A 24,634-nucleotide genomic window follows, 5' to 3' on the forward strand; every position below is an offset into this window, starting at 1 on the left:
TGGCTCTGGCTCTGGCTCTGGCTCTGGCTCTGGCTCTGGCTCTGGCTCTGGCTCTTTAGTTTGTGATTCGTCGCTAGACTCGTCAACAAGAAAAGCATCAGATTCAAAGTTTTCATCGCCTAACAGCGCGGTAAAGTAATCATCGATTGCTTGTTCACTCGATAAACTTGGTTGCGTCAATGTCGATTCGTTATTCGCGCTCATTTATCGCTAACCTCTCGAGATAAATAAGCAGCTGTTTATAAGCAAATACACCACGGCTACCCGATGCGAAATGAGATGCTGGCAAACGTTTTAGACTGGCATCGCGAAACTTGGTATCAATCGGCACAGCAGAGGTCCAAACTTGGTTTGGATAGTCATCTTTAAGCTGAGTCAATGTTTGCAATGATGCTTTCGTTCGCTTGTCGTACATCGTCGGGACAATCGTCACCTTAAACGGTGTTTTGCGAGACTTCTGCATAATAGTTAGAGTGCGAATCATGCGCTCTAAACCTTTCATCGCCAAAAATTCAGTCTGTACCGGAATCAAGATACGATCACTGGCAGCCAACGCATTCACCATCATCACACCAAGAATAGGCGGACAATCGATAAGCACGTAGTCATAGTCATCTTTCAAAGCGGCTAAAGCACGCTTTAAGATCAACCCCATACCACTTCGATTTCCCATTACACGGTCTAATGTCGCCAATGACATGTGTGCGGGAATAATATCGATACCTTCAATTTCGGTCTGTATAGTCAACGCTCTCACAGCTTGCGTAGAAAACTCACGCAGCTGGAACAGATCAAACAGGCTCGATTCCACCGTATCTGAGTCGTAACCCAAATAGGTGGTTAGTGATGCATGTGGGTCAGTATCAACCAACAACACACGATGACCCTTTAAGGCAAGTAAGCCAGCTAGGGTCACTGTCGTCGTCGTTTTTCCAACGCCACCTTTTTGGTTTGCAACACTCCAAACAATCATGTCGATTTACCTAAGCTAACCCAACTTCGACCAAAATCCGTTCCGCAACGCGGTCTAGAGGTAGGTCTTCAGTAGAAATGCCAGCTTTTGCTACAGCTTGAGGCATACCATATACAACACAACTATCTTCGTCTTGCGCCCAAATGGTCGAACCCGCTGTTTTTAACATGCGAGAACCTTCTCGACCATCAGCACCCATACCGGTCAGTATCATAGACAACACTTTATCGCCGTAGATCTTAGCTGCAGAACCAAAAGTGACATCCACACAAGGCTTGTAGTTCATTCGGTCACCACCATCGATAATCTTCAGACGCGCCGAACCCGGGCGACCATCAATCATCATTTGCTTTCCGCCTGGAGCAAGATAAGCCACCCCAGGTTTCAACAGGTCTCCGTCTTGAGCTTCACGAACTTCAATCTTACACAAGGTATTCAAGCGGCTAGCAAAAGCAGCGGTGAACGTTGCTGGCATATGCTGCACTAACACAATCGGATGCGGGTAGCTGGCAGGGATGCGTGTCAAAATTTTCTGTAGTGCAACTGGCCCACCAGTAGAAGTACCAATTGCAGTTAATTGATACTTTTTACCCGAAGCTCTGAATTTCGCGGTTGAAGCAACCGCTGGTTTAGCAGCAGGGGCTGTTGCTGAAATAGATTGGCGCAATGGCGCTGATGTTGGCGCCGTAGCTGTTGCGGTAGCTCTTGGCGCAACAGGAGTGCGTCGCATAAACGCACGCTTTGCAGCAATCTGAATCACGCGCTGCTGAAGCAATGCGACAGCATCGTCACGGTTACGAGCGATGTCTTCAAATTTCTTAGGTAAGAAATCTAGAGCACCAGCATCTAACGCATCTAACGTTGCTCTTGCACCATCATGCGTTAGCGATGAAAACATCAAAATAGGCGTCGGAGACGCAGCCATAATTTCACGAACGGCAGTAATACCGTCCATGACAGGCATCTCGATGTCCATGGTAATTACGTCAGGTCTTAGCTTTTTCGCTTTCTCAACCGCTTCTTTACCGTTTACTGCTACATCGATGACTTCTAGGCGAGCCTCCGAGTTGATGATCTCGCTTACTCTACGACGGAAGAAGCTCGAATCATCAACGACTAATACTTTAATCGCCATATTTATCCTTAAGTTAAATTCTTGATGCAGCTGCGTACTGCTTCAACAAGTCCGGCACATCTAAAATCAATGCTATGTGACCGTCACTTGTAATTGTCGCACCTGCCATTCCTGGCGTGCCTTGAAGAAGCTTATCAAGTGGCTTAATAACCACTTCTTCTTGGCCGATAAGCGCATCGACAACAAAACCAACACGTTGACTACCAAGTTGCACAATAACAACATGACCATGACCTTGACGTCCTTCAACAAGACCTTCTTTAGGTGTAAGCCAATTTTGTAAGTAGAACAGTGGAATAGACTTATCGCGAACGATGATCGTTAGCTGGCCATCAACCACGTTTGTGCGGCTTAGGTCTAGGTGGAAGATTTCATTTACAGAAGCCAGTGGCAATGCGAACGGGTGACCCGCAACACCGACCATTAAGGTTGGTAGAATCGCAAGTGTCAACGGAACCTTAATGGTTATCTTGGTGCCTTGGCCCATCTCTGAATCGATATCAATAGAACCATTCAGTGTGTTGATCGCTGTTTTCACAACGTCCATACCTACACCACGGCCAGAGATATCTGAGATCTTTTCTTTACTTGAAAAGCCAGGAGCAAAGATTAGATTGAAACACTCTTTATTTGTTAGGCGAGACGCTGCATCATCATCCATCAGACCGCGCTTAACCGCGATAGCACGAAGCTTATCAGGGTCCATACCGCCGCCATCATCAACGATAGCCAGTTCAATGTGGTCGCCTTCTTGAGAGGCAGACAGAATCACTTTACCGGTTTTAGATTTACCCGCAGCAACACGGTCGTCCGGCATTTCGATACCATGATCGACAGAGTTTCTCACCAAGTGAATCAGGGGATCAGCAAGTGCTTCGACTAAGTTTTTATCAAGATCCGTTTCTTCGCCACGCATTTCAAGAACGATGTCTTTCTTCAAGGTACGAGCAAGGTCACGGACAACGCGTGGGAAGCGACCAAATACTTTCTTGATCGGCTGCATTCGCGTCTTCATTACTGCACCTTGTAGGTCAGCAGTAACAACGTCTAAGTTAGAGACAGCTTTCGACATTTCTTCGTCGTTGCTGTTTAAACCTAAGCTAACAAGGCGGTTACGAACCAATACTAGCTCACCCACCATGTTCATGATGGTATCCAGTGTTGAGGTATCAACACGAACTGTGGCTTCAGCTTGCTGCTTCTTCGCAGGCGCTTTAACTTCAGCTTTTGCTGGTACGCTAGGCTTAGGTTCTGCTTTTACAGCAACAGGAGCAGGCTGTGGTTTAGGAGCGACTTTCGGCGCAACAGGCTCAGGCTTCGCTTGTACAGGCTTAGTCGCAGCATCCAACTCTTCAATTGAAGGGCCGTTACCTGAACCGTGTAACTGGTCAAGTAAACTCTCAAACTCAGCATCAGTCATTAGGTCATCGCCTTCAGACTTTACTGGTGCTTTGGCTACAGGAGCGACTGGAGGAGGTGGTGGCGTTGAGCTTGCAGCTGTCGGGCTTTGACCTGCACCATGCAACTCATCTAACAACTTTTCAAATTCGTCGTCAGTAATGTCACCACTCGCAGCTACTGGCTGAGGTGCCACAGGTGCTGGCGCTGGTGTGTCTACAGATGATGTCGTTGGTGAACCACCCTTACCGTGAAGTTCATCAAGTAAACGCTCAAATTCATCTTCAGAAATATCATCCACGGAAGATGCACTGATGTTTGAACTTTCAACAGTAGGTTCCGGAGCAATAACAGGCTCAGGAGCTGCAACGATAGGCTCAGAGATAACCGGTGCTGGAGCTTCTACTGCCACAACTTCATCTTCAGACTCTGGCTTACAGAGGCGATGAAGTTCATCCAGTAAAGATTGGTCTGCTGGTACTAAAGCTTCCTCATCTTGCACGGCTTTAAACTGTACATTGACTGTATCTAAAGCCTGTAGCATCGTATCCATCAGTCCTGATGTTACACTGCGTTGGCCATTTCTTAGAATGTCGAACACATTCTCAGCACCATGACAAGTATCCACCAGCTCGGTCAATGCTAGGAAACCAGCACCACCTTTTACTGTATGGAAACCACGGAAAATAGCGTTTAGTAGTTCTTTGTCGTCAGGGTTATTCTCTAGCTCTACCAGTTGTTCTGATAGAAGTTCGAGGATCTCTCCTGCTTCGACTAAAAAGTCCTGAAGAATATCTTCGTCTAAATCGTAGCTCATACGTTACCTTTAAAATCCAAGACTGGATAACAAATCGTCGACTTCATCTTGAGATGCAACAGCATCCTCACGAGCTTCTGGGTTCATGATCGGACCCTCTGGAGCAATAGATGACTTCTTATCTGTCTCTGGTGTTGGTTCTATTTGATTCGCACCGAATACGGTGAGAATCTCTACCAGACGTCCTTCAACCTCATTCACCAAGGTAATAACTTTGCTAATAATCTGCCCAGTTAAATCTTGGAAATCCTGAGCCATCAAGATTTCAGTCAGTTGTCCACGTAGTTCAGTACTATCACCTTCTACTTGGACAAGTAATCCATCAATGCGGTGGCATAAAGCTTTGAATGTTACTAGCTCAATGCGGCCATGCATCAGTTCATTCCATTGAGGCCTTACTTGAAGTAAACACTCGTGTAAATTAGTTGCAATTGGCATACAGCGATCGACAGCGTCCATCGTTTTGTTCGCCGCAACTTCCGTTTTATCAATGACATATTGAAGGCGATCCCTGGCGTCAGGGATTTCATCATTTGCGATAACGTTAATACGCTCGTCAAAGTTGAATTGTGTCAAAGAATCATGGAGGTCACGAGTCAGACTGCCTATTTCTTGAAGCATTGGGTTATCTTGAAGATTAAAATTATCTTCATAAATGCTTCTAACAAGAGAATCAGCACCTTGCTGCTCGTCGTTTTCAAGCAGCTCTACTAATTTTTTTGCTTGTTCTAATGAAATCATCCTGAGTCCGGCCTTACTCCGCATAGTTTGTGACGCTTCAGCTTTAGAGGTAAACGGGAAACAAAAAAGTTAATGTCTCTCTATGAAGCGCCTGAAACAGGTTATTATGAGTGCTTATAAACGCTCAAAAATCTTGTCGAGTTTCTCTTTTAGAGTTGCGGCAGTGAACGGCTTCACAATGTAACCATTAACACCCGCTTGCGCTGCTTCGATGATCTGCTCACGCTTAGCTTCTGCTGTGATCATAAGCACTGGAAGGTGCTTAAGTTCAGCGTCTGCACGGACGTGTTTTAGAAGATCAATACCTTGCATACCCGGCATGTTCCAGTCAGTTACCACGAAATCAAATTCGCCTTTTTTCAGCATAGGTAACGCGGTCAAGCCATCGTCTGCTTCTTGAGTGTTGTTGAAACCTAAATCACGAAGTAGGTTTTTAACAATTCGGCGCATCGTTGAAAAATCATCAACAATGAGAATTTTCATGTTTTTGTTCAAATTAGCCTCCACTGAATAAAATCAGTGTTGTTAGTCGTTCTGTGTCCAAGCACTTAACTTAGTGCGTAAACGCTGCATAGATTGGCTTAGTATTTGGCTGACACGAGATTCGCTGACACCTAATACTTCCCCAATCTCTTTTAAATTGAGTTCTTCGTCGTAATAAAGCGAAAGCACGAGGCCTTCTCTTTCCGGAAGTTGTTTTATCGAGTCGATCAAAGCTTGGCGGAATGATTCATCTGCAACCCCTTGAAAAGGCGTATTATCTTGAGAATCTTCATTCGGAGATATTACATCATCAGAGACACCTAAGTCTTCTATCCCTACCAATTTTGAGCAATTAATATCAGTTAAAGCACTGTGATACTGGTCTAAACTCAGCCCCATGTGCTTTGCCACCTCAGCATCACTGGGATCGCGATTGAGAGTGCCCTCTAATTCCGCGATTGCACTACTGATTTCTCGATTGTTTTTATGAACCGATCTCGGGACCCAATCCCCGCGGCGAATGTCATCCAACATTGCCCCACGAATTCGAATACCTGCGTACGTCTCAAAGCTTGCGCCTTTGGTACCATCATAGTTCTGTTGCGCTTCAATCAGGCCAATCATGCCGGCTTGAATCAAGTCATCAACTAATACATTAGGCGGTAATCGCCCCAACAAATGATGAGCGATACGCTTAACCAACACAGAGTACTTCTCAAAAAAAGCCTGCTGGCTATTGTGATTAGCATGTTGATCGTAAGTAAGCGCTTTATTCACCAAATGGTTCCTCTATAAATTCAGTACGGTTCAGCAGCCTTTCAACAAAAAACTCCAAGTGTCCGCTTGGTGTTTTTGGTATTGGCCAGGTCAATGCCTTATTAGCCAAAGAGCTGATTGCCAATGCAGCTGGGGAGCGAGGAAACGCATCGACTACGATTTTCTGTCTCTTAACTGATTGACGTACTTTATCATCTAAAGGAATACATGCTACGAGTTCGAGGCTCACATTCAAGAAGCGCTCTGTGACCAAAGTCAACTTTGCAAATAATTCTCGGCCTTCGCGGTAGCTTCTGACCATATTTGCAACAATTTTGAATCGCTGAACTTGGTGCTCTCGACTCAACAGCTTAATCAATGCATATGCATCAGTAATCGACGTTGGTTCATCACAAACCACCACAACCACATCCTGCGCAGCTCTTGAGAAGCTGATGACCATATCGGATATACCCGCTGCGGTATCAACCAATAAGATATCCATCTCGTCTTCAAGCGAACCAAAAGCACGAATCAACCCGGCGTGTTGAGCGTGTGAAAGTTCAGTCATGCTTTGTGTGCCTGATGTCGCTGGAATAATTTTAATTCCGTGCGGCCCTTCGACAATCGCATCCTTAAGTTCACACTCGCCAGCCAACACATGCCCAAGATTTCGTTTAGAACGAATGCCGAGCATGATGTCTACGTTAGCTAATCCTAAATCGGCATCCAGTACCATGACTTTCTTGCCTTGGCGAGCCATACAAATAGCCATACCTAACGTTACATTCGATTTACCTACGCCTCCCTTGCCACCTGTTACAGCGATAACTTTTGTGAGTGAAGGCTGGGTTAAGCGACGGAGGCCGCTAGCTTGATCGTGTATCATATTCTCATTCATATTTATCCGCCGCCTAGAGCCCTTCAGAATCGCTATTCCAGTAATGAGGTTCATTCTCTGTCGATTTTTCTAATAACTCATTGGCCTTAGCAATCATGTACTTTGGCTGAGCAATAACGATATCTTCAGGAACTCGTTGACCATTTGCTATATAAGCAACTGGCAATGCATTTTGTATTACCACACTGATGAACTCACCCAAACTAAGCGATTCGTCCAGCTTCGTCAGGATACATCCCGACAGCGGGATTCTTCTAAAGTGTTCAATGGTTTCTTGTAGTACTTTGCGTTGCGCGGTTGCGGGTAACACAAGGTAACTATTGATAACGGAACCACTCTCTTGCATCAATGTGTCTAACTGCTCAGATAGGCGAACATCTCGCTGCCCCATACCTGCAGTATCGACTAGAATCAGGCGACGATTACGTAACTGATATATTACATCGGCCAATTCACTAGAATCTTTAGCAACTCTCACAGGACAACCCATAATTCGACCATAAATCGATAACTGCTCATGTGCACCTATGCGATATGTATCTGTTGTCACAAGAGCAACGTTGTCTGCACCGTACTCCATTGCTGCACGGGCTGCGAGCTTAGCAACGGTTGTTGTTTTACCTACGCCAGTCGGGCCAAGTAAGGCCACAATACCGCCGCGTTTTAAAATATCTTTTTGTGTTACTGAGATTTGATCAGCGACCAGAGCAAGCAAGGCTTTCCATGCTCGTGCTGGTTTTGTGTCTTCTGGAATGTAACAGGCCATTTGATCGGCGAGTTCTGCCGAAACACCCATACGTTCTAGGCGCTTGATAAGCATCGCTCGCAAAGGTTCGCGACGTTCGACTTCTTGCCACATGAGCCCAGAGACTTGATGCTCTAATAAACGACGAATTGAAGTCATCTCGTCGCGCATCGTTTCCATTTCAGTATCTGAACCTTTGGATTGAGTGTTCTCTCGACCACGATCATAACGGGTAGGATCTAAGCGAGGTGCTGGACGCTCTACTCTGCGATCTTCGGCAATCAATTTAGATAAACCCGTTTCACGAGCAAAGGCCGAGTCAAGGCTGCCGCTAGAATGCTGGCTACTCTGAGGTTGATGACCGTTACTTGACTGGCGATTGAGCAATGCTGATAACGAGTCTTCGTTTTCAGCGCGATGTTGTTGCTCATCGTCGGCGCCATGACTGTATTGCTTTAGCATATTCGCAAAGCGCTTGGTCATTGAGCGTCCACCTTCTGCATTTGGCTGGATGCTAACCTTGTCATCATCTAATTGACGACGTCCAGTTGGCAATTTGGGCTCAGACATTTGAGTGTACTGGCTTTGCGTAGGCTGCTGAGGTTTATTGAGTCTGGGACTTGCTGTCGACGGGCTGGAATCGCCATCAATAGCGGCAACAATTTCCACACCACCTGCGACCTTTTTGTTAGACATGATCACCGCTTCTGAGCCAAGTTCTTCTTTAACTTGGAGCAGAGCTGTTCGCATATCTTTTGCAAAAAATCGTTTAATTTTCAATTCGATCGTCCGTTCTAATTAGGCGGCTTAATTACCAACAGCTTGTACTATGCGTATCTGCTTTTCGTCTGGTATCTCTTGGTAAGATAATACTCTCAAGCTTGGGATCGTGTTTTTCACGAACTTAGCCAGAGTCGAACGTAAAACACCAGAGGTCAATAATACCGCTGGCTCACCTTTCAGTTCTTGCTCTTGTGTCGCGTTACTGAGTGAGGTCTGTAAACGTTCGGCTAAACCAGGTTCAATACCAGCAGATTCTCCGCCGGATGCCTGCATGGTTTGATGCAAGATTTGTTCCAACTCGGGAATTAAGGTTATAACTGGTAATTCTGGCTCTATACCATTGATTTCTTGAACAATTAGTCGTTTTAGTGAGATACGAACAGCTGCAGTTAATATGTCAGGTTCTTGACTCTTAGAAGAGTACTCCGACAAAGTTTGGACAATGGTTCGAATATCACGAATTGGAATCGCTTCATTCAGTAGGTTTTGCAGAACTTTCACAACCACACCAAGCTGTAATTGATCCGGTACAAAACCTTCCACCAGCTTAGGTGTTGATCGGCTAAGCATCTCAAGTAAGTTTTGAACTTCTTCGTGGCCAATCAACTGTGAAGCGTTATTCGTTAACTGCTGGCTAAGGTGTGTGGCTAGTACGGTTGAAGAGTCTACAACCGTATAACCTAAGGCTTGTGCGTGTTCACGCTGCTCTTCACGAATCCAGACCGCTTCAAGGCCAAAGGCAGGGTCAATCGTCGGCTCTCCATCTATCATCCCATAGACTTGGCCAGGGTTAATCGCGAGCTCCATGTCCGGCTTGATCTCAGCCTCACCAACCGCTACCCCCATCAGGGTAATTCGATAGCTGTTTGGTGTCAGTTCCAGATTATCGCGAATGTGTACTGCTGGAATCAAGAAACCAAAATCTTGAGACAGCTTTTTCCGTACACCTTTCACGCGCTCAAGCAATTCACCACCTTGGTCTCTATCGACCAAAGGAATCAAGCGGTACCCCACTTCGAGACCAATAATATCTACCGGTTGAACATCATCCCAAGACAGTTCTTTTTGCGATGCGGGCTTATCACCATTGGCATTAGCGGTTGCAGGTAGATTTTTCTCTTCTACCTTTGCCTTGTTCTTTTTATCGATAAAGTAAGCCCCAGCCCCAGCAACCACAGCAAGGCTCAAGAAGGAGAAATGTGGCATACCAGGAACAATACCCATGATGCCGAGGATAGCAGCGGTGATCATTAGGGCTTTAGGATTATCGAACATTTGGAAGACAAGTTGTTCGCCCATGTCTTCATCAGTATTTTGACGCGTTACCATCATCGCCGCAGCAATAGAAAGTAACAGCGATGGAATTTGTGCAACCAGACCATCACCGATAGTCAGTAGCGTATAGATTTCGATGGCTTCACCAAAACCAAGGTCAAACTGAGCCATACCGATACTCAAGCCGCCAATGATGTTGATGAACAATATCAAGATACCGGCTATTGCATCGCCTTTAACAAACTTAGATGCACCGTCCATCGAGCCGTAAAAGTCAGCCTCTTTGGTCACTTCAAAACGTCGAGTACGAGCCTGATCTTGGTCGATCAAACCCGCATTCAAGTCGGCATCGATTGCCATCTGTTTACCCGGTAGGGCATCTAGGGTGAAACGCGCACTTACTTCCGAAATACGACCCGCACCTTTGGTTACAACCATGAAGTTGATGATCATCAAAATCAAGAACACCACTAGACCTACCGCGTAGTTGCCGCCGATAACCACGTTACCGAAGGCTTCAATAACGTTACCGGCCGCGTCACCACCTTCGTGACCATGGAGTAATACCACACGTGTCGAAGCAACGTTCAAAGCCAATCGAAGTAGAGTCGCAATCAGAAGTACGGTCGGGAATGCAGCGAAGTCCAAAGGCCTGCGGGTATAAACCGAAACCAGTAACACAACCATGGACAGTGCAATGTTGAACGTGAAGAACATGTCCAACAAGAAGGCTGGTATTGGCAACACCACCATAGCGAGCGTCGCAAGTACCATAACGGGTGCGCCAATTGCAGGCATCGCACGATTAGGGATTTTAGGCAGCTTGTCCGCAAAAGGCAGGGAGAATTTCATAAGTCTAGACAGTTTCGCTATGTTGTAGCCATCTCACTAAGCTATTTGAGGCTCAGGTCTAAGCTATGTTGCTATGGTTTATAGTGCATAGGTTCAAATGCACAGGTTTATAATACTAAGCTTTATATGCTCGGGATTTATAACGCTAGGATTTATAATGACTGGGCTTATAATACTCAGATTTACAATGCTAAGGTTATTAATGATCGGCTTATAATATTCGGGGTTGATATAGCAAACACTGTACCAACACTTTTCGTCAAATTATTGCCATCGCCTCTTTAAAAAGAGGATTAGCTAGCCCGCTATTATCAGGGTTCATCAAGCAGAGCTCAAGCAATTGATCTAATGTCGTAAATCAGGTGGGATCGGCATATTAGAATCTTGGAGTTTTGGCCTCTCTCCGCCTCGTTTTCGGTACTGTTTCAGTTGAAACACATATGCAAGCACTTGAGCAACTGCTGTAAACAGACCGTCAGGAATTTGTTGTTCTAGTTCGGTAGTGTGATAAAGCGCCCTAGCCAATGGTGGCGCAGGAACAATATAGATGTCATTTTCACGGGCAATTTCACGGATCTTCATTGCCATATGATCAACACCTTTCGCAACTACAACGGGGGCTTTGTCTTGATTCTGCTTATAGCGTAGAGCCACCGAGAAATGCTCCGGGTTGGTCACAATCACATCCGCTTGAGGTACGTCAGCCATCATACGGCGCTGGGCAGCTTCTCTTTGCAACATACGAATGCGGCCCTTAACTTCAGGCTTACCTTCAGTATCTTTGTGTTCATCTTTAATTTCTTGTTTGGTCATCTTCAGCTGATCGGCGTGTTGCCAAATCTGGAACGGGATATCAATCGCCACCACGATAAGTAAAGAGCAGCTGATCAGCAGAATAAAATTAAGCAAGATATCTAAAGCGTGGAAGATATTCTGTGGGTATACCTCCATGCTCAGTTGCATTAAATCGTGTTGAGAAGCTTGAATAAGATAGATGGCCATTCCCGATACAAGTGCCACTTTCAAGATAGATTTCAACAGTTCAACCCAACTCTGCAGGCCAAACATACGCTTAATACCACTGAGTGGGTTTAGCTTAGACGCCTTAGGCATCGCCGCCTGCATAGAGAAGTTAATCCCCCCGACACCCGCAGCACCAATGACGGCTGCAACAAATAAGGTTATCAGGATTAAGAACAGCGGGAACAACAGGTTCACTAATGCGCCACCCGCAATTTCGAGGAGTTTTGTGGTATCAAAAACTTCTTCCCGACTCAGAGAAAACAGACGTTGCATTGTTTCGAACAAAGCTTTCGCCATCGATTCACCAAACCACATTAAAGCAATCGCACCAACAATAAGTACTGACGCCGACGCTAACTCTTTTGACCTTGCAACCTGCCCTTTCTCTTTGGCCTGTTGCAAGCGTTTGGGCGTGGCGTCTTCCGTGCGTTCTTGACCGTCTGACTCTGCCATTTTAGTCTCCTAGCACTCTAACCTGATTAGACGACATATCTGTTGTTCGGTTTGTATCCAGAATAACTCGTAGTGACTAAACAAGCCGCCAAGGATATACCAACAAAGCAATAGGCCCACGAGTAGCGCAAATGAGAAACCCAAAGAAAAGATATTTAGTTGAGGCGCCGCACGCGTCATTACACCAAACGAAAGGTTAATCGTCAGCAGCGCAATAATACCAGACAATGACATTGCTAATGCTGTTTTGAACATGATACCCAACCACAGAGCAAGCTCTCTATAATCAACAGAGGTCAAACTTCCACTGCCAATGGGTAAAGTCTTAAAGCTGAACACCACCAGCTGCAGCATTTTCAAGTGACCGTCAGTCTCCAAAAAAAACATGGTCGCTAGCAACATAAACAATTGGCCCAGTACTGGCGTGTTTTGCCCGTTAGCCGGATCCACCATAGAGGCGAAACCCAAGCTTGATTGCATACCCAAGATCTGGCCGAGCATTACGAAAGTTTGAATCATAAATTGGGTGACAAACCCCATGGCAACGCCAATCACGATTTGTTCAAATACAGTCAAGAAACCTTGGAAAGAGAGCAGTTCAATCTCTTTAGGAACAGCGGGGATCGCAGGCATCACCGCAAAGGTGATCGCTAAACCTAAATACAGACGAATACGCGGCGACACAAAGCGTGCACCGGTTACTGTCATCACCATCAGCATGGCTGAGATGCGAGTGTAGGGCCAAAAATAATTGGCTAACCACTCTAGTACAAGGCTCGTTGGGTATTCCATATCGGTTTAGTAAAGAACTTGTGGTAAGCGTTCGATGAGCTCGAAAAAGAACTCCATCATCATTTGGGTCATCCAATGTGCAAACATCATCAACGCTAATAACGTCACGATCAAACGTGGTAGGAAACTTAAAGTTTGTTCATTGATCGAAGTAGCCGCTTGGAAAACAGCCACAACCAAACCAATCAGCAGGCTAGGAATAATTATGGCGCAAACCATAATTAGTACCATCCAAAGGGCATCTTGGAACAAATCTACGAATATTTCAGGATTCATGCTTCCCCCAGCTACAAGGCAAAACTGCCGGCGAGTGTGGAGAGTATCAAATTCCAACCATCAACAAGGACGAACAACATCAACTTAAACGGCAGCGATACAATCATTGGTGACAACATCATCATACCCATGGCCATCAAAACTGACGCCACCACCAAGTCGATAATTAGGAACGGCAAGAACAACATAAAGCCTATCTGGAAAGCTGTTTTCAATTCAGACGTGATAAACGCAGGAATCAGAACCGCCATTGAAACATCTTCTGGGTTGGTTACTTGCGCACCGGATATCTCAACAAAAGTTTCAAGATCTTTGATTCGAGTCTGTTTAAGCATAAAAGACTTAATCGGCCCTTGGGCAACATCAAACGCCTGTCGCGCTGATATCTGTTCATTCAAATAAGGCTGAACAGCTTGTTCATTGACCTGACTGATTACTGGCGACATGATGAAGAAGGTCAGAAATATCGCAATGCCAATAATCACTTGGTTTGAAGGTGTTTGTTGAAGACCCATTGCCTGACGCAAAATAGACATCACAACCACAATACGGGTGAACGATGTCATCAAAATAACCATCGCCGGCAAGAAGCCAAGCATGGTCATTAACGCAAGAATTTGCAGGTTAATCGAGTAGTCTTCACCGCCATTGGCATTGGTGGTCATGGTAAATGCAGGTATGCCGCCACCATTACCGGTTAAGCTACCAGTGGTCATAGTCTTCGATTTGGCTTGATCTTGCTGCATCGTACTGATGGTGACCGACTCAGATCCAGCGGTATTCGCAGGAATGACAGTGCCATCTTCAACCTGTGCAAATACTGACACGCTAAATACGAGAGAGCAGAATATAATGAGCTGAACCAACCACACTTTCACCGTACGGAAAAATCCGGCATGGCAAAAGTAAAATGGATTCAAAAATCCGTTACTTGTTTGCATCTTTTTTTATTAGCTGGGAAAGCTGACTTGAAAATGTACTTTTTTCCAGCATCTCCTGAGTGAGAGGTTTATCGAGCTTAGAGATCAGCTGAATCGATTGTGTGGTAATGCCTACCAAGAACTGTTCATCACCCGCTTGTACAATAGCGATACGTTCTTTTGTGCCTACCGGAATTTGCCTAATAATAGCCAAACCTTGTTGATTCGACATCGCAGGCACTTGCATTCGCTTCAGTAGCCAAGCAATAAATAAAATGAAGGCTATAACGAAAATTAGCGACCCAAAGGTGGTCGCTAAATCGAGAGAAGGAGGCGTTGCCGCAAAGGCAATAGAAGGAGTAGCAAGTAGCCCTACTCCCAAGACTCTACGAGACAAACCTGTCATTCCGAGAGAAGAGCCCGCCAGTCTTTGAGACAAGAAGCCCATTAACGCAACTTCTTAATTCGTTCTGTTTGACTAATAACGTCTGTCAAACGAATACCAAATTTGTCATTCACCACAACCACTTCTCCATGAGCAATCAGAGTGCCGTTAACCATCACGTCAAGTGACTCACCAGCAATTCTATCTAGCTCAACAACCGAACCTTGGTTCAATTGAAGTAAGTTACGGATACTAATTTGAGAGCGGCCGACTTCCATTGAGATAGTCACTGGGATATCCATAATGGTATCCAGCTTACGACGCTCATCTTCTGAAATTGGAGACGATGAGTCGGTTAACTCATCAAGTGGTGCCGCGAGAACATCATCAACATCGATTGACGGTGCTGAAGGGTCTTCACCAAGTGCTGCAGCCCATTCGTCTGCTAGCTTTTGATCTTCACTAGGTTCCATTACCAATTCCTATACTTTTATCTACTTTGCTATTCTTCATCTTCGCTATTTTCCAACTCAGACATTAAGTCTTTGCCAAGAAAGGCGAGATCGGTTTTGACCACATGAGGTCTTTCAATTTTTTCAGAAATCTGTACCGCGAGCTTCTCTCCGGAACGGCCCATTTTAACACGATAGGTCGGCAGTTCTTCAACAAACATGGTTGCATGCTCAGGCATATTCATCGGGATAACATCCCCAGGACGAAGTTCCATCAAATCACGCAAAGAGATATCTTGCTCGAGCAAATTGACACGGAAGTTGACTGGCACATCCATGATTTCATCACGCAATGCAGAGCTCCAACGAACGTCGGTTTCCATTTTATCTGATTGGACACCAGCATCCAGCAGTTCACGAATCGGCTCAACCATTGAGTAAGGCATAACCACATGGAAATCACCGCCACCGCCATCGACTTCAATGTGAAATGAACTCACAACAATCACTTCGGTAGGGCTCACAATGTTAGCCATACTTGGGTTTACTTCAGAGTCCAAGTATTCAAACTCAACGCCCATCACGGGAGACCAAGCTTCTTTGTAATCTTCAAAAACAATTTTCAGTAGTAACTGAATAATTCGTCTTTCTGTTGGTGTAAATTCGCGACCTTCAATCTTGGCGTGAAAACGACCATCACCACCAAAAAAGTTCTCTACGAGAATGAAAACTAGCCGAGCTTCCATCGTGATTAGCGCAGTACCTTTTAACGGGCGGAAGCGAACCATGTTTAAACTTGTGGGTACATAGAGTGTGTTCTGGTACTCACCAAACTTCATCATCTGTACGCCGTTGATCGACACTTCAGCCGTCTTACGCAACATATTAAACAAGCTAATACGCATATGACGTGCGAAACGCTCGTTAATAAGTTCAAGGGTCGGCATTCGACCACGAACGATTCGATCTTGTGATGAGAAATCAAAATTGACCGTATTGTCACTTTCGGTTTCTAAGACATCTTCAACGTCTTCAACATCATCAACGCCATGTAATAGCGCATCAATTTCGTCTTGGCTTAATAAATCGGTCACATATTACCTATTGAATTACAAAGTCAGTGAATAACACTTTTTCAATTACCGGCTGGCCAACAGCTTGAGTTAAGCTTGCTTTAATATCTTCAGTCGCCTTGTTCCGCAGTTCAACTCTCCCGGCAGGAGATCGTAATTGATCGACCGTCGCCGAAGCGAATGTGGCAAGTAGTGCGCTTTCAACAAGTGGAGAGTGGTATCGAGCGAGAACTTCATTCTTCATACCACGTACCATCAGCTGTACTTTTATCTGAACTAAGCGATCTTTCTTATCGCCCGTAACGTTAAATAAGAAAGCTTGAGGCACATTAACATAGACCACTGGATCGGCACCCATGAGTTGAACCTCAGCTGACGCCCCAGCACCCTCAGCCTTATCATCGGAACCCATTAAGAAAAATGCGGCACCACCACCTCCAAGTAACAGCACAACAACCGCGATAGCGATAATGAGGAGCTTACTCTTTCCTTTCGGTGTTTCTTGTTCTTCTGCCATATTCAGCTCTAACTTCCTGTTCTTCTATTAACTAACGGTACTTTCTATTAACTAACGGTTCTTTCTATTAGCTAAGTGTTTTAGCCTGATACTAGGCATAATAACTAATTCCATCACGCTTTGACGTGACATTCAATTCAAGATTGCTGTTGCTATCAAGGTTTTCATCACCTTGACCATCATTTATACGGTTAGAGCCTGATTGTTGCTCGCCATTATTGTACCTGTCTTGCCCCTGACCAGTATTCTGTTGCTGAACTGAAGACTCAGCAAGCTGCATCCCTTGCTGGGCGAGCATCTCCCTCAAACGAGGTAAGGTTTGTTCAATAACCTCTCTCGCTTGTTGGCTACCGACAGTAAAGTGCACGTTCGCCACATCATTATTCATGGTCATGCGAATTTTCATCTGCCCCAACTCTGGTGGGTCAAGACGGATATCCAAGTTCTTGAGATTCTTAGACATCATCATTTGGATTTTTTCCGCCACCTGCTCGTTCGCTAACTCTTTAGTGAGTTGCAAAGGTGCCTGTTGAGCCGCTTGAATTTCAGCTCGTGTTGGTGCTGAACCCACCGTAGCTGTAGCTTGTGCGCCAGCCGCCGAGGCTATCTGCTGAGCAAAGGTCGAATCTTTAGAATCTTCTTTAGCACCGGCTTTGCCCAAACCAGACAATGCCGCGGCACCTGCGCCCGCTTTAAGAAGCGCATCAGTAGAGCCTGCTTTTGTAGTGACTGGTACTGCATTCATCGCGATCCCTTGCGCGGTTAAAGCTGGATCCAACGTTGCTTGCTGCTGAGGTGAAGCAACATTAGCTTGTTGAGCGGCTGCATGTGCATTGTTGGCGTGCAGCATTGCTGCCTTATCCGTAAGAGCATTGTTTGTTGATTGAGAAGCGGCCTGCGCTGACACTTGTTGTGCAGCCGTCGCTACAGCTGCTGTTGATGCTGCCGCAGCTAAAGCTTTAGTTTCGCTTGAATCCGTATTATCCCAATCAATAGCTGCGGGTTCACCAGACGCGCTGTTCACAGCCGGAGCTTGATTTAGCAAAGCCGTTGCTTGTTGTTGAACGTTAGTGAGCTGTTGATTCAACAGGTCTAAGTTAGAGGTCGCTTTAGCCAAAGCGGCTTGCTCATCAACCGTCAACTTAGCACCACTTTGTTGCTTCTTAAGCAAGCTATCGACAACAGACTGTTCTGATTCGATTTGTCCATTCAATTGTTTTAGTGCTTTGGTATGGGCATCAACCTGCTTGGCGAGTTCAATATCCGCAGCTGAGATCGCTTGGCTCTGTTCGGCCACCGCGGCGCTAGCCGCATTCTTTTGACTCAGCTCTCGGTTCATACTGGCTTCAATTTGTTCTGGAGTGACGCCTTTATCCATCAACTGTCGGATTTCATCATCAGTCAGCTGAGACACACCCTTACCTCCGGTAAGAACAGCGATTTCAGAATCCACCTCAAGACTATTCTCTTGGATTGCTGCATTCGTTTGTTGTCTCGCCTCATCCGTAACGGAGGCTACTGCAACTGAAGCACCGGAGATATTACCTTGGGCGTTATCTACCTGACCTTGCTGAGGCAAGCCTTTGCCGTTTGGCGCTTGATTTAGAGTTTTGTTTGCCTCATCCAATTGACCAAGCAATTTATTGCCTTCATTCATCGCTGCATTAGCTTGCGATGCTTGCGTAGAGCCATCTACAGCTGATGTACCCTGAGTTTGGGATTGAGCAACCTGTTCTTTAGAATCATTCGTCGTAACCTGCGCATCTTTACCATCCGCCTTATCAGCGACAGTGCTATCAGTGCCCGAATTGGCTTTGAGCTTAGCCTCAGTTCCAGACACAGCCTCTGCAGATGTTTCCTCAGCAGCTTTCTCGCCTTCTACTTCTGAAGCTGCTTGCTTGCTTTGCGCTTCGCTTACTTCGTCAGTAGCCTTTGATTCAGCTGAATCACCTTTGTTCGCTTCGGCTGACGCTTCACCTTCGGTAGAGGCCTGTTTAGCATCAGGTTTCGCGGTGCTTTCTGTGTCTTTTGCTGCGACTTTACTGTCACTTTCTTCAAAGCCTAGTGCTTCTTTGAAAGACTCAAAGAAACCTTTAGAGTCTCCAGTTTCTTCTACCTTTGAAGAGGCAGAACCGGAGTCCAACAACGATGACGTTTTGTTGGTCGCTGAATTTGAGGAAAGACTAACATTCATATATACAAGCTCTATCTACTAGCTTTGCTGCCTTGAATCAGACAACAAAAAGAAAGTCGGGTGCTTTTTATGCCTTTGGTGAGCATAACTCGCAATTTGATATAAAACAGAGCAAGAAACATGCCTATAAGTTTTAAGTCTGCCATCTGCAGAGCAACACTTGCGTCATTCGTGAATTAGGTTCAAATCTTCTTTCGGCTATATAACAGAGTCGAGAACTCATCCATTTGCTTTTGCTCTCTTTGATCTTGCAGCTTTGCTTTTTCTTTCTGCTTTTTCTCCATCAACCATTCGTAGGATTTACGCTTTTTTCGTAACTCCATCCAATAGTTTTGGCAGTTATCGACCTGATTTTTAAAGTGGTGTTCCGCTTCTCTCTGCTTAGAGAGCGTTTCATCTAATTGCGTTAAGAAACGGTTTAAGTGGCCATATTGGCTAGCCGTTAATCCGGCCTTACCTCGGTCAACAAGTTGCTGGCAGTAATCAAGTCGATATTTTTCAATCTGTTCGACCTGTTCGTAGTAACCCTGCAGCTCGACGTTCGCTTGATTCAGCGCCAATACAGCTTGGTTCTCTTGGTCTTTCGCTTGATCGAGAAGAAATTCTAACGCGTTATCCATGATTGACCTTATTCAACACGACCTAACCGCCTAACACATGCTTTAACATATTGACGCACATGTCATAGGGAACCGTTTCTTTCATTTTCTGTTGTAAGTACTCGTCCAATCTCGGTTTCAAAGTGAAAGCACTGTCGATTGCAGGGTCTGTTCCCGGCTTGTAAGCACCAATCGAAACCAAATCTTGATTTTTCCGGCATATAGACAGCACTTGTCTAACGGCTTTCGACATCAAGACATGTTCTTCGGTGGTGATTTGAGGCATAACACGACTGACGGATTTCTCAACATCAATCGCGGGATAGTGACCAGCATCAGCCATCTCACGAGATAAAACAATGTGACCATCAAGAATCGCTCGCGATGCATCGGCAATAGGGTCTTGTAAATCATCACCTTCTGTTAACACGGTAAAGAAAGCAGTGATAGAACCTTGTTCATCGTTACCATTACCTGCTCGCTCCACCAGCGCAGGAAGCTTGGCAAACACAGACGGCGGATAGCCTTTGGTTGCTGGCGGCTCACCCACAGACAGAGCGATTTCACGCTGCGCCTGAGCGAAACGAGTCAATGAGTCCATCAGTAGTAAAACATCTAGACCTTGGTCTCGGAAATACTCGGCTACAGCCAGTGCGGTTTGACAGCCTTTTAAACGCATCAATGGAGACGAATCCGCAGGAGCGGCGACCACAACAGAACGCTTACGACCATCTTCGCCAAGGATCTCTTCAATAAATTCTTTTACTTCTCGTCCACGCTCACCAATCAACCCCACCACGACCACTTGCGCGGTTGTACCACGAGTCATCATCCCAAGCGTAACCGACTTACCCACACCGGAACCCGCAAACAGGCCGATACGCTGCCCTTTGCCCACCGTTAATAAGCCATTAATCGCTTTTAAGCCAACATCAAGTGGCTCAGAGATAGGTTTACGAGCTAAAGGATTGATTGGCTCAGCATTAAAGGAAGCGCGTTGCTCGGTATAGATTGGACCTAAACCGTCGAGCGGATTACCTACGCCATCGATAACACGACCAAGCAACTCCATTCCAACAGGGATACCGCTTTCTGATGTCATCGGTGTCACGCGAGCGCCAGGTAAGATCCCAGTAATTTGTTCACTGGGCATCAAAAACAGGTTATCGCCAGAAAAGCCAACCACTTCGGCTTCCATCTGACCAGACATGGTCTCTACTAAGCATAAGCTGCCAATTGGCGCTTTGCAGCCGGTCGCTTCAAGCGTTAGTCCAACAACACGAACTAGTTTGCCTGAAGCAATTGGTCGCGACTTTAGCCCCTCGACTTTGTATTGGCTAAGACGGTTCGCTAACTCAAGCATTACTCATGACCTTGATGACGATTTACACCACAGAAGCTTTGAATGACGTTCTTCACGCGCTCTTCCATGCGGTAGTTAACACTCGATTCACCCGCTTCAATTTGTACGTCGCCGCGATTGAGTGCAGGCTCTGATACCAACGTCCAATTACGAGAGTCCAATTCCGTTTCGCCATACGCTGAGCGTATTATTGCAACGTCTTCAGGGTTTAGCTTCAATGTGATCGCGTGACCTGAAATTGGCAATGACTCTACCGATTCTTTCACGGTATCTAGTATGATTTGTGGGTTGGTTTGCACTTCAACATGAACCACTTCTTTGACCATAGTCAGCACCATGTCCACCAGTTGCTTCTCTACCTGAGCATTCATCAGCTCTAATGGCTGAGCGAACTGGTTGGCTAGCCCCATAAAGATGGCGACTTGCTGCTGAATGTACTCTTGACCAGCAGTAACGCCTTCAAGTTTGCCGGCTTCGTTACCCTCTTCGTGACCTGCGGCAAACCCTTCTTCTTTGCCTTTTTCATAGCCTTGTTTGAAGCCGGCTTCTTGACCTTGGTGCAACCCTTCTTGATAAGCGCCCTGCTTGATCAGGTCGATTTGCTCTTCCGTTAGAACCAGCTCTTCGTCTTCAATGGCTTCTTCAACCGTTGGCATCCAGCCAGGATCGTAGTTAAAAGCCGTTTCTTTGGCTTGTTTGTTCACATCAGAGGTATAGTCAGGCAGCCCCCATTTCTGAGGTTGGGCAACCGTATTATCTTCTTCAGGGCGAAGGAAGCCACGTTTTCTATCACCTGACATATCAGTACCTATCTATGAGTTCGTCCAACTGCGTTGTAGATTCAAGCAATTACACGGTAGTTAATCTGTGGTTTGAGGTTGGATAAAGAAAAGCCCCAACAATGTGGGGCTCTTGAGGTTTCTGTATTAAAGGAACTCGTCGGCGCCACCAGACAGCATAATCTCGCCACTGTCTGCCATCTTCCTCGCAATACCCAAGATCTCTTTCTGAGCAGCTTCTACATCAGAGACTTTAACTGGCGGCATCGCCTCAATATCGTCTCTCATCATATCAGCAGCACGCGTAGACATGTTCTTGAAGATCTTCTCACGTAGGCTTTCATCAGCACCTTTAAGCGCTTTCTGTAGAACGTCTTGTGGAACATCACGCAGCAATCGCTGAACACCTTGGTCATCAACTTCAATAAGGTTTTCAAAGACAAACATAAGATCTTGGATCTGTGTTGCCATGTCTTCGTCTTGATCTCGAATTTGCCCCATCAAGATGCCTTCTACATTATTGTCCATGTAGTTCATGATCTCAGCAGCGGCTTTCAGGCCACCAATTTTGGCAGCTTGAGCACCCGCTTGACCCGCAAACTGTTTCTCCATGATTTCATTCAATTCAGCGAGAGCTGAAGGTTGAACTTCTTCAAGGTTAGCAATACGCATCATCAAATCAAGGCGAACACGCTCAGGGAATTGAGACAAGATCTCCGCAGACTGATCCGATTCCAAGTAAGACAGTACGATCGTTTGAATCTGTGGGTGCTCGTTAATGATGATGCTTGCCACCTGACGAGGGTCCATCCACTTAAGAGAATCCAAACCTTTAGAACCAGTACCTAAAAGGATCTGATCAACAAGGTTATTCGCCTTATCTTCACCTAGAGCAGCCACCAACGCATTACGCATAAAGTCTTCACTGCCCATACCGATGTTGGTGTACTTCTGAATATCATCTAAGAAAGCGCGGTGCACAGCACCTACTTTTTCTTGAGACCAATCCGTTGAACGAGCCATTGCACTACCAACACGCTGAACCTGTTTAGGTTCTAGATGGCGAATGATACCCGCAGCATCTTCTTCACTTAAACTTAGCAACAAGATCGCAGCGCGCTCTTCGCCTGAGATAGACTCGATATCGACACTTGCGACATCAAGCTCACCACCTTCTGCTTGTTGTGGAACAATTTCGTTAGCCATCTGCCACCCAATTCTTAACTACTTGAGCTGCTAGCTCTGGTTCATTCGCTACAAGTGCACGTACTGCTTTCAGTACGTCCTCATCTTTGTGAAGGTTAGGTAGGTCGATACTTGAACCAAATTCAAATAACTCACCACCTTCAATATCACCACCAATTAAACTGGTTTCGCCGTCAGCACCAATTGGCATGCCGTCGGGTCCGTACATTTGATCGTCATCGTCTGCTGCTGGGTTAAGCAGTTTTTTCATTGCAGGGCGAACCAGCACCAATACGACAACAATAATAACCAACGCACTCGCAAACCAACGAACCCAATCATTAAAGTGTTGGTGCTCCCAAATTGGTACGTCAGCAACAATATCCGTTACTTGAGGTGCAAATTGCATGCTTAACACATTGAGTAAATCACCGCGGTTTTCATCAAAACCCACAGTTCCAATCAATACCTGACGTATCGCGTTAATTTCGCTTGCTGGAATTGGGGTGTGAACCACTTCTCCCGTATCAGGGTTCAATGATTGGCGATCTTTGATTGCAACAGATACGGTCTGACGATTAACCGTGCCGCTCTGTTTTCGCTCATGACTAATGGTCGTGTCCAGCTCAAAGTTGCGGGTCGCTTCTTTGTGAACCGAACCTTGCCCCATCATCGTACCATCTTTCATCTGAGCCACGTCCTGGGGAATCGATGCATCAGCAGGAGGCTGGTTACTCAAAGCCCCTGGAATACCAGCCACAACGTTGCCGTTATTGTAGTCTTCTAATGTATATTCACTTCGGGTTGCTGGAGTATTCGGATCAAAACGCTTTCTTGTTTGTTCCACAGCACTAAAGTCGAGTTGAATATCAACCTGAGCCGTGTAGTTACCAAACCCAAGAATCGGAATCAAAATGGAGTCAATTTTTTCACGTAGCGCTTGCTCTTGATTACGCTCTAACTCGTGCTCTTTTCGGCGTGCCGCTGACATCGGATCCTGAGAGCCAGAGCTCAAAAGTCGGCCATGCTGATCGGTCACCGTAATTCGCGAAGTTTTCATCCCCGGAACGGCACTAGCCACCATGTCCACAACAGAATCAACTTCTTGCTGCTTGAGGTTCGTCCCCGTTTTAAGTGTCAGGAATACTGAGGCAGAGGCTTCTTGATTGTGACGAACAAAGACACTTTGCTTAGGTAAGGCAAGTAAAACTTGAGCTTTACGTACCTGCTTCATCTGTTCAATCGCTTTAGCAAGCTGTCTTTCACGACTTAGTTTAAGACGCTCTTTCTCTAAACGTTGTGATACACCAAAACCCATGTCTTGCATGAGGATATCATCACCGGTGTTTCGCTCTTGGTTCAAACCCGCTCGAACCATATTTAACTTTAATGAGTTATATTCACTCGCTGGTACCGAGATGGTATTCCCTTCAAGAGAGTACTCAATCTTCTGCGTATCCAAATAATCAAGAACCGGGATCAACTCTTCTGTTTCGTAAGCCCCTAATGGACGCATTTCTGGCTCTTTCACCCAGAAAAACAGCATTACAATAAGCGCTACACAGATCGAGATAGAAAGAACTAAGACGACTTGACGAAGCAAATCGAGATCACCGACGGCCATATCGAACTTAGATGAACTGCGCTCACCTAAATCGGTATTTTGCCCTTCGCCATCTAGATCAGAGCTTGCAATAAGTGCGTGGTCGTTGCTATCGCTTACGGTTAAATCTGTTGTTTGACTGTTATCTGCCACTATTTACT

Annotated in this window: 23 protein-coding genes and 1 pseudogene; all 24 read right to left on the reverse strand. The window is 45.7% G+C overall.

The window, feature by feature from the left end:
- Window positions 1-204: pseudogene (locus tag ACED53_RS17185) on the reverse strand (chemotaxis protein CheW); the annotation flags it as partial.
- Window positions 191-973 (reverse strand): ParA family protein, encoded by a 783-nt coding sequence (locus tag ACED53_RS17190; protein WP_009848532.1) that lies wholly within the window; start codon window positions 971-973, stop codon window positions 191-193. The gene ACED53_RS17190 and the pseudogene ACED53_RS17185, both read right to left, overlap by 14 nt.
- A 10-nt stretch (window positions 974-983) precedes the next feature.
- Entirely contained in the window at window positions 984-2,108 is a 1,125-nt protein-coding gene (locus ACED53_RS17195; protein ID WP_017101968.1) for a chemotaxis response regulator protein-glutamate methylesterase, read from the reverse strand.
- Window positions 2,109-2,121: 13 nt separating this feature from the next.
- Entirely contained in the window at window positions 2,122-4,323 is a 2,202-nt protein-coding gene (locus ACED53_RS17200; protein ID WP_012603447.1) for a chemotaxis protein CheA, read from the reverse strand.
- A gap of 9 nt (window positions 4,324-4,332) precedes the next feature.
- A complete protein-coding gene (locus ACED53_RS17205; protein ID WP_017101967.1) occupies window positions 4,333-5,064 on the reverse strand; it encodes a protein phosphatase CheZ in 732 nt (243 codons plus the stop codon).
- Between the two features lie 114 nt (window positions 5,065-5,178).
- On the reverse strand, window positions 5,179-5,547 hold the full coding sequence (gene cheY, locus ACED53_RS17210; RefSeq protein ID WP_012603445.1) for a chemotaxis response regulator CheY: 369 nt from the start codon (window positions 5,545-5,547) through the stop codon (window positions 5,179-5,181).
- A 42-nt stretch (window positions 5,548-5,589) separates the two neighbouring features.
- The gene (locus ACED53_RS17215) at window positions 5,590-6,324 is read right to left on the reverse strand and encodes an RNA polymerase sigma factor FliA (protein ID WP_009848537.1); all 735 of its coding nucleotides are present in this window, start codon (window positions 6,322-6,324) and stop codon (window positions 5,590-5,592) included.
- Window positions 6,317-7,204, reverse strand: a complete 888-nt coding sequence (locus ACED53_RS17220; protein WP_009848538.1) for a MinD/ParA family protein — start codon at window positions 7,202-7,204, stop codon at window positions 6,317-6,319. Before ACED53_RS17220 ends, ACED53_RS17215 begins: the two co-directional genes overlap by 8 nt.
- Window positions 7,205-7,217: 13 nt before the next feature.
- Window positions 7,218-8,729 carry a flagellar biosynthesis protein FlhF gene (gene flhF, locus ACED53_RS17225; protein ID WP_017101966.1) on the reverse strand — a complete coding sequence of 504 codons (1,512 nt, stop codon included), beginning with the start codon at window positions 8,727-8,729 and terminating at the stop codon, window positions 7,218-7,220.
- Window positions 8,730-8,756: 27 nt separating this feature from the next.
- Complete coding sequence (flhA, locus tag ACED53_RS17230) at window positions 8,757-10,859, reverse strand: flagellar biosynthesis protein FlhA (protein ID WP_009848540.1); 2,103 nt, start codon at window positions 10,857-10,859, stop codon at window positions 8,757-8,759.
- Between the two features lie 345 nt (window positions 10,860-11,204).
- The gene (gene flhB, locus ACED53_RS17235; RefSeq protein ID WP_009848541.1) at window positions 11,205-12,335 is read right to left on the reverse strand and encodes a flagellar biosynthesis protein FlhB; all 1,131 of its coding nucleotides are present in this window, start codon (window positions 12,333-12,335) and stop codon (window positions 11,205-11,207) included.
- Between the two features lie 9 nt (window positions 12,336-12,344).
- Entirely contained in the window at window positions 12,345-13,127 is a 783-nt protein-coding gene (fliR, locus tag ACED53_RS17240) for a flagellar biosynthetic protein FliR (protein WP_009848542.1), read from the reverse strand.
- Window positions 13,128-13,133: 6 nt separating this feature from the next.
- Entirely contained in the window at window positions 13,134-13,403 is a 270-nt protein-coding gene (fliQ, locus tag ACED53_RS17245; RefSeq protein WP_009848543.1) for a flagellar biosynthesis protein FliQ, read from the reverse strand.
- Window positions 13,404-13,414: 11 nt separating this feature from the next.
- A complete protein-coding gene (gene fliP / locus ACED53_RS17250) occupies window positions 13,415-14,344 on the reverse strand; it encodes a flagellar type III secretion system pore protein FliP (RefSeq protein WP_009848544.1) in 930 nt (309 codons plus the stop codon).
- Window positions 14,331-14,771: a flagellar biosynthetic protein FliO gene (gene fliO / locus ACED53_RS17255; protein WP_009848545.1), complete on the reverse strand. Its 441-nt coding sequence runs from the start codon at window positions 14,769-14,771 to the stop codon at window positions 14,331-14,333. The genes fliP and fliO overlap by 14 nt, the downstream gene beginning before the upstream one ends.
- On the reverse strand, window positions 14,771-15,181 hold the full coding sequence (gene fliN, locus ACED53_RS17260) for a flagellar motor switch protein FliN (protein WP_004739851.1): 411 nt from the start codon (window positions 15,179-15,181) through the stop codon (window positions 14,771-14,773). The genes fliO and fliN overlap by 1 nt, the downstream gene beginning before the upstream one ends.
- Window positions 15,182-15,210: 29 nt before the next feature.
- Window positions 15,211-16,254: a flagellar motor switch protein FliM gene (gene fliM, locus ACED53_RS17265; protein WP_009848546.1), complete on the reverse strand. Its 1,044-nt coding sequence runs from the start codon at window positions 16,252-16,254 to the stop codon at window positions 15,211-15,213.
- Between the two features lie 7 nt (window positions 16,255-16,261).
- Window positions 16,262-16,750, reverse strand: a complete 489-nt coding sequence (gene fliL / locus ACED53_RS17270; protein WP_017101965.1) for a flagellar basal body-associated protein FliL — start codon at window positions 16,748-16,750, stop codon at window positions 16,262-16,264.
- A 91-nt stretch (window positions 16,751-16,841) separates the two neighbouring features.
- Window positions 16,842-18,944, reverse strand: a complete 2,103-nt coding sequence (locus tag ACED53_RS17275) for a flagellar hook-length control protein FliK (protein WP_017101964.1) — start codon at window positions 18,942-18,944, stop codon at window positions 16,842-16,844.
- A gap of 182 nt (window positions 18,945-19,126) precedes the next feature.
- Window positions 19,127-19,564, reverse strand: coding sequence for a flagellar export protein FliJ (fliJ, locus tag ACED53_RS17280; protein WP_009848549.1), 438 nt, complete (start codon window positions 19,562-19,564; stop codon window positions 19,127-19,129).
- A gap of 22 nt (window positions 19,565-19,586) precedes the next feature.
- Window positions 19,587-20,906: a flagellar protein export ATPase FliI gene (gene fliI, locus ACED53_RS17285; protein WP_009848550.1), complete on the reverse strand. Its 1,320-nt coding sequence runs from the start codon at window positions 20,904-20,906 to the stop codon at window positions 19,587-19,589.
- Window positions 20,906-21,706: a flagellar assembly protein FliH gene (gene fliH / locus ACED53_RS17290; protein ID WP_017101963.1), complete on the reverse strand. Its 801-nt coding sequence runs from the start codon at window positions 21,704-21,706 to the stop codon at window positions 20,906-20,908. The genes fliI and fliH overlap by 1 nt, the downstream gene beginning before the upstream one ends.
- A 126-nt stretch (window positions 21,707-21,832) precedes the next feature.
- Window positions 21,833-22,891 (reverse strand): flagellar motor switch protein FliG, encoded by a 1,059-nt coding sequence (gene fliG / locus ACED53_RS17295; protein WP_012603439.1) that lies wholly within the window; start codon window positions 22,889-22,891, stop codon window positions 21,833-21,835.
- Window positions 22,884-24,626: a flagellar basal-body MS-ring/collar protein FliF gene (gene fliF, locus ACED53_RS17300; RefSeq protein WP_017099171.1), complete on the reverse strand. Its 1,743-nt coding sequence runs from the start codon at window positions 24,624-24,626 to the stop codon at window positions 22,884-22,886. The genes fliG and fliF overlap by 8 nt, the downstream gene beginning before the upstream one ends.
- Window positions 24,627-24,634 lie beyond the last annotated feature (8 nt).

The organism is Vibrio sp. 1F169 (genome assembly GCF_041439605.1).
Classification (GTDB): domain Bacteria; phylum Pseudomonadota; class Gammaproteobacteria; order Enterobacterales; family Vibrionaceae; genus Vibrio; species Vibrio tasmaniensis_A.

Bases quoted from the DNA above. Each gene is read 5' to 3' on its own strand.
- ACED53_RS17190 (WP_009848532.1), bottom strand. From the start codon at position 973: ATGATTGTTTGGAGTGTTGCAAACCAAAAAGGTGGCGTTGGAAAAACG.
- ACED53_RS17195 (WP_017101968.1), bottom strand. From the start codon at position 2,108: ATGGCGATTAAAGTATTAGTCGTTGATGATTCGAGCTTCTTCCGTCGT.
- ACED53_RS17200 (WP_012603447.1), bottom strand. From the start codon at position 4,323: ATGAGCTACGATTTAGACGAAGATATTCTTCAGGACTTTTTAGTCGAA.
- ACED53_RS17205 (WP_017101967.1), bottom strand. From the start codon at position 5,064: ATGATTTCATTAGAACAAGCAAAAAAATTAGTAGAGCTGCTTGAAAAC.
- cheY (WP_012603445.1), bottom strand. From the start codon at position 5,547: ATGAAAATTCTCATTGTTGATGATTTTTCAACGATGCGCCGAATTGTT.
- ACED53_RS17220 (WP_009848538.1), bottom strand. From the start codon at position 7,204: ATGAATGAGAATATGATACACGATCAAGCTAGCGGCCTCCGTCGCTTA.
- flhA (WP_009848540.1), bottom strand. From the start codon at position 10,859: ATGAAATTCTCCCTGCCTTTTGCGGACAAGCTGCCTAAAATCCCTAAT.
- flhB (WP_009848541.1), bottom strand. From the start codon at position 12,335: ATGGCAGAGTCAGACGGTCAAGAACGCACGGAAGACGCCACGCCCAAA.
- fliR (WP_009848542.1), bottom strand. From the start codon at position 13,127: ATGGAATACCCAACGAGCCTTGTACTAGAGTGGTTAGCCAATTATTTT.
- fliQ (WP_009848543.1), bottom strand. From the start codon at position 13,403: ATGAATCCTGAAATATTCGTAGATTTGTTCCAAGATGCCCTTTGGATG.
- fliP (WP_009848544.1), bottom strand. From the start codon at position 14,344: ATGCAAACAAGTAACGGATTTTTGAATCCATTTTACTTTTGCCATGCC.
- fliO (WP_009848545.1), bottom strand. From the start codon at position 14,771: ATGGGCTTCTTGTCTCAAAGACTGGCGGGCTCTTCTCTCGGAATGACA.
- fliN (WP_004739851.1), bottom strand. From the start codon at position 15,181: ATGGAACCTAGTGAAGATCAAAAGCTAGCAGACGAATGGGCTGCAGCA.
- fliL (WP_017101965.1), bottom strand. From the start codon at position 16,750: ATGGCAGAAGAACAAGAAACACCGAAAGGAAAGAGTAAGCTCCTCATT.
- ACED53_RS17275 (WP_017101964.1), bottom strand. From the start codon at position 18,944: ATGAATGTTAGTCTTTCCTCAAATTCAGCGACCAACAAAACGTCATCG.
- fliJ (WP_009848549.1), bottom strand. From the start codon at position 19,564: ATGGATAACGCGTTAGAATTTCTTCTCGATCAAGCGAAAGACCAAGAG.
- fliI (WP_009848550.1), bottom strand. From the start codon at position 20,906: ATGCTTGAGTTAGCGAACCGTCTTAGCCAATACAAAGTCGAGGGGCTA.
- fliH (WP_017101963.1), bottom strand. From the start codon at position 21,706: ATGTCAGGTGATAGAAAACGTGGCTTCCTTCGCCCTGAAGAAGATAAT.
- fliG (WP_012603439.1), bottom strand. From the start codon at position 22,891: ATGGCTAACGAAATTGTTCCACAACAAGCAGAAGGTGGTGAGCTTGAT.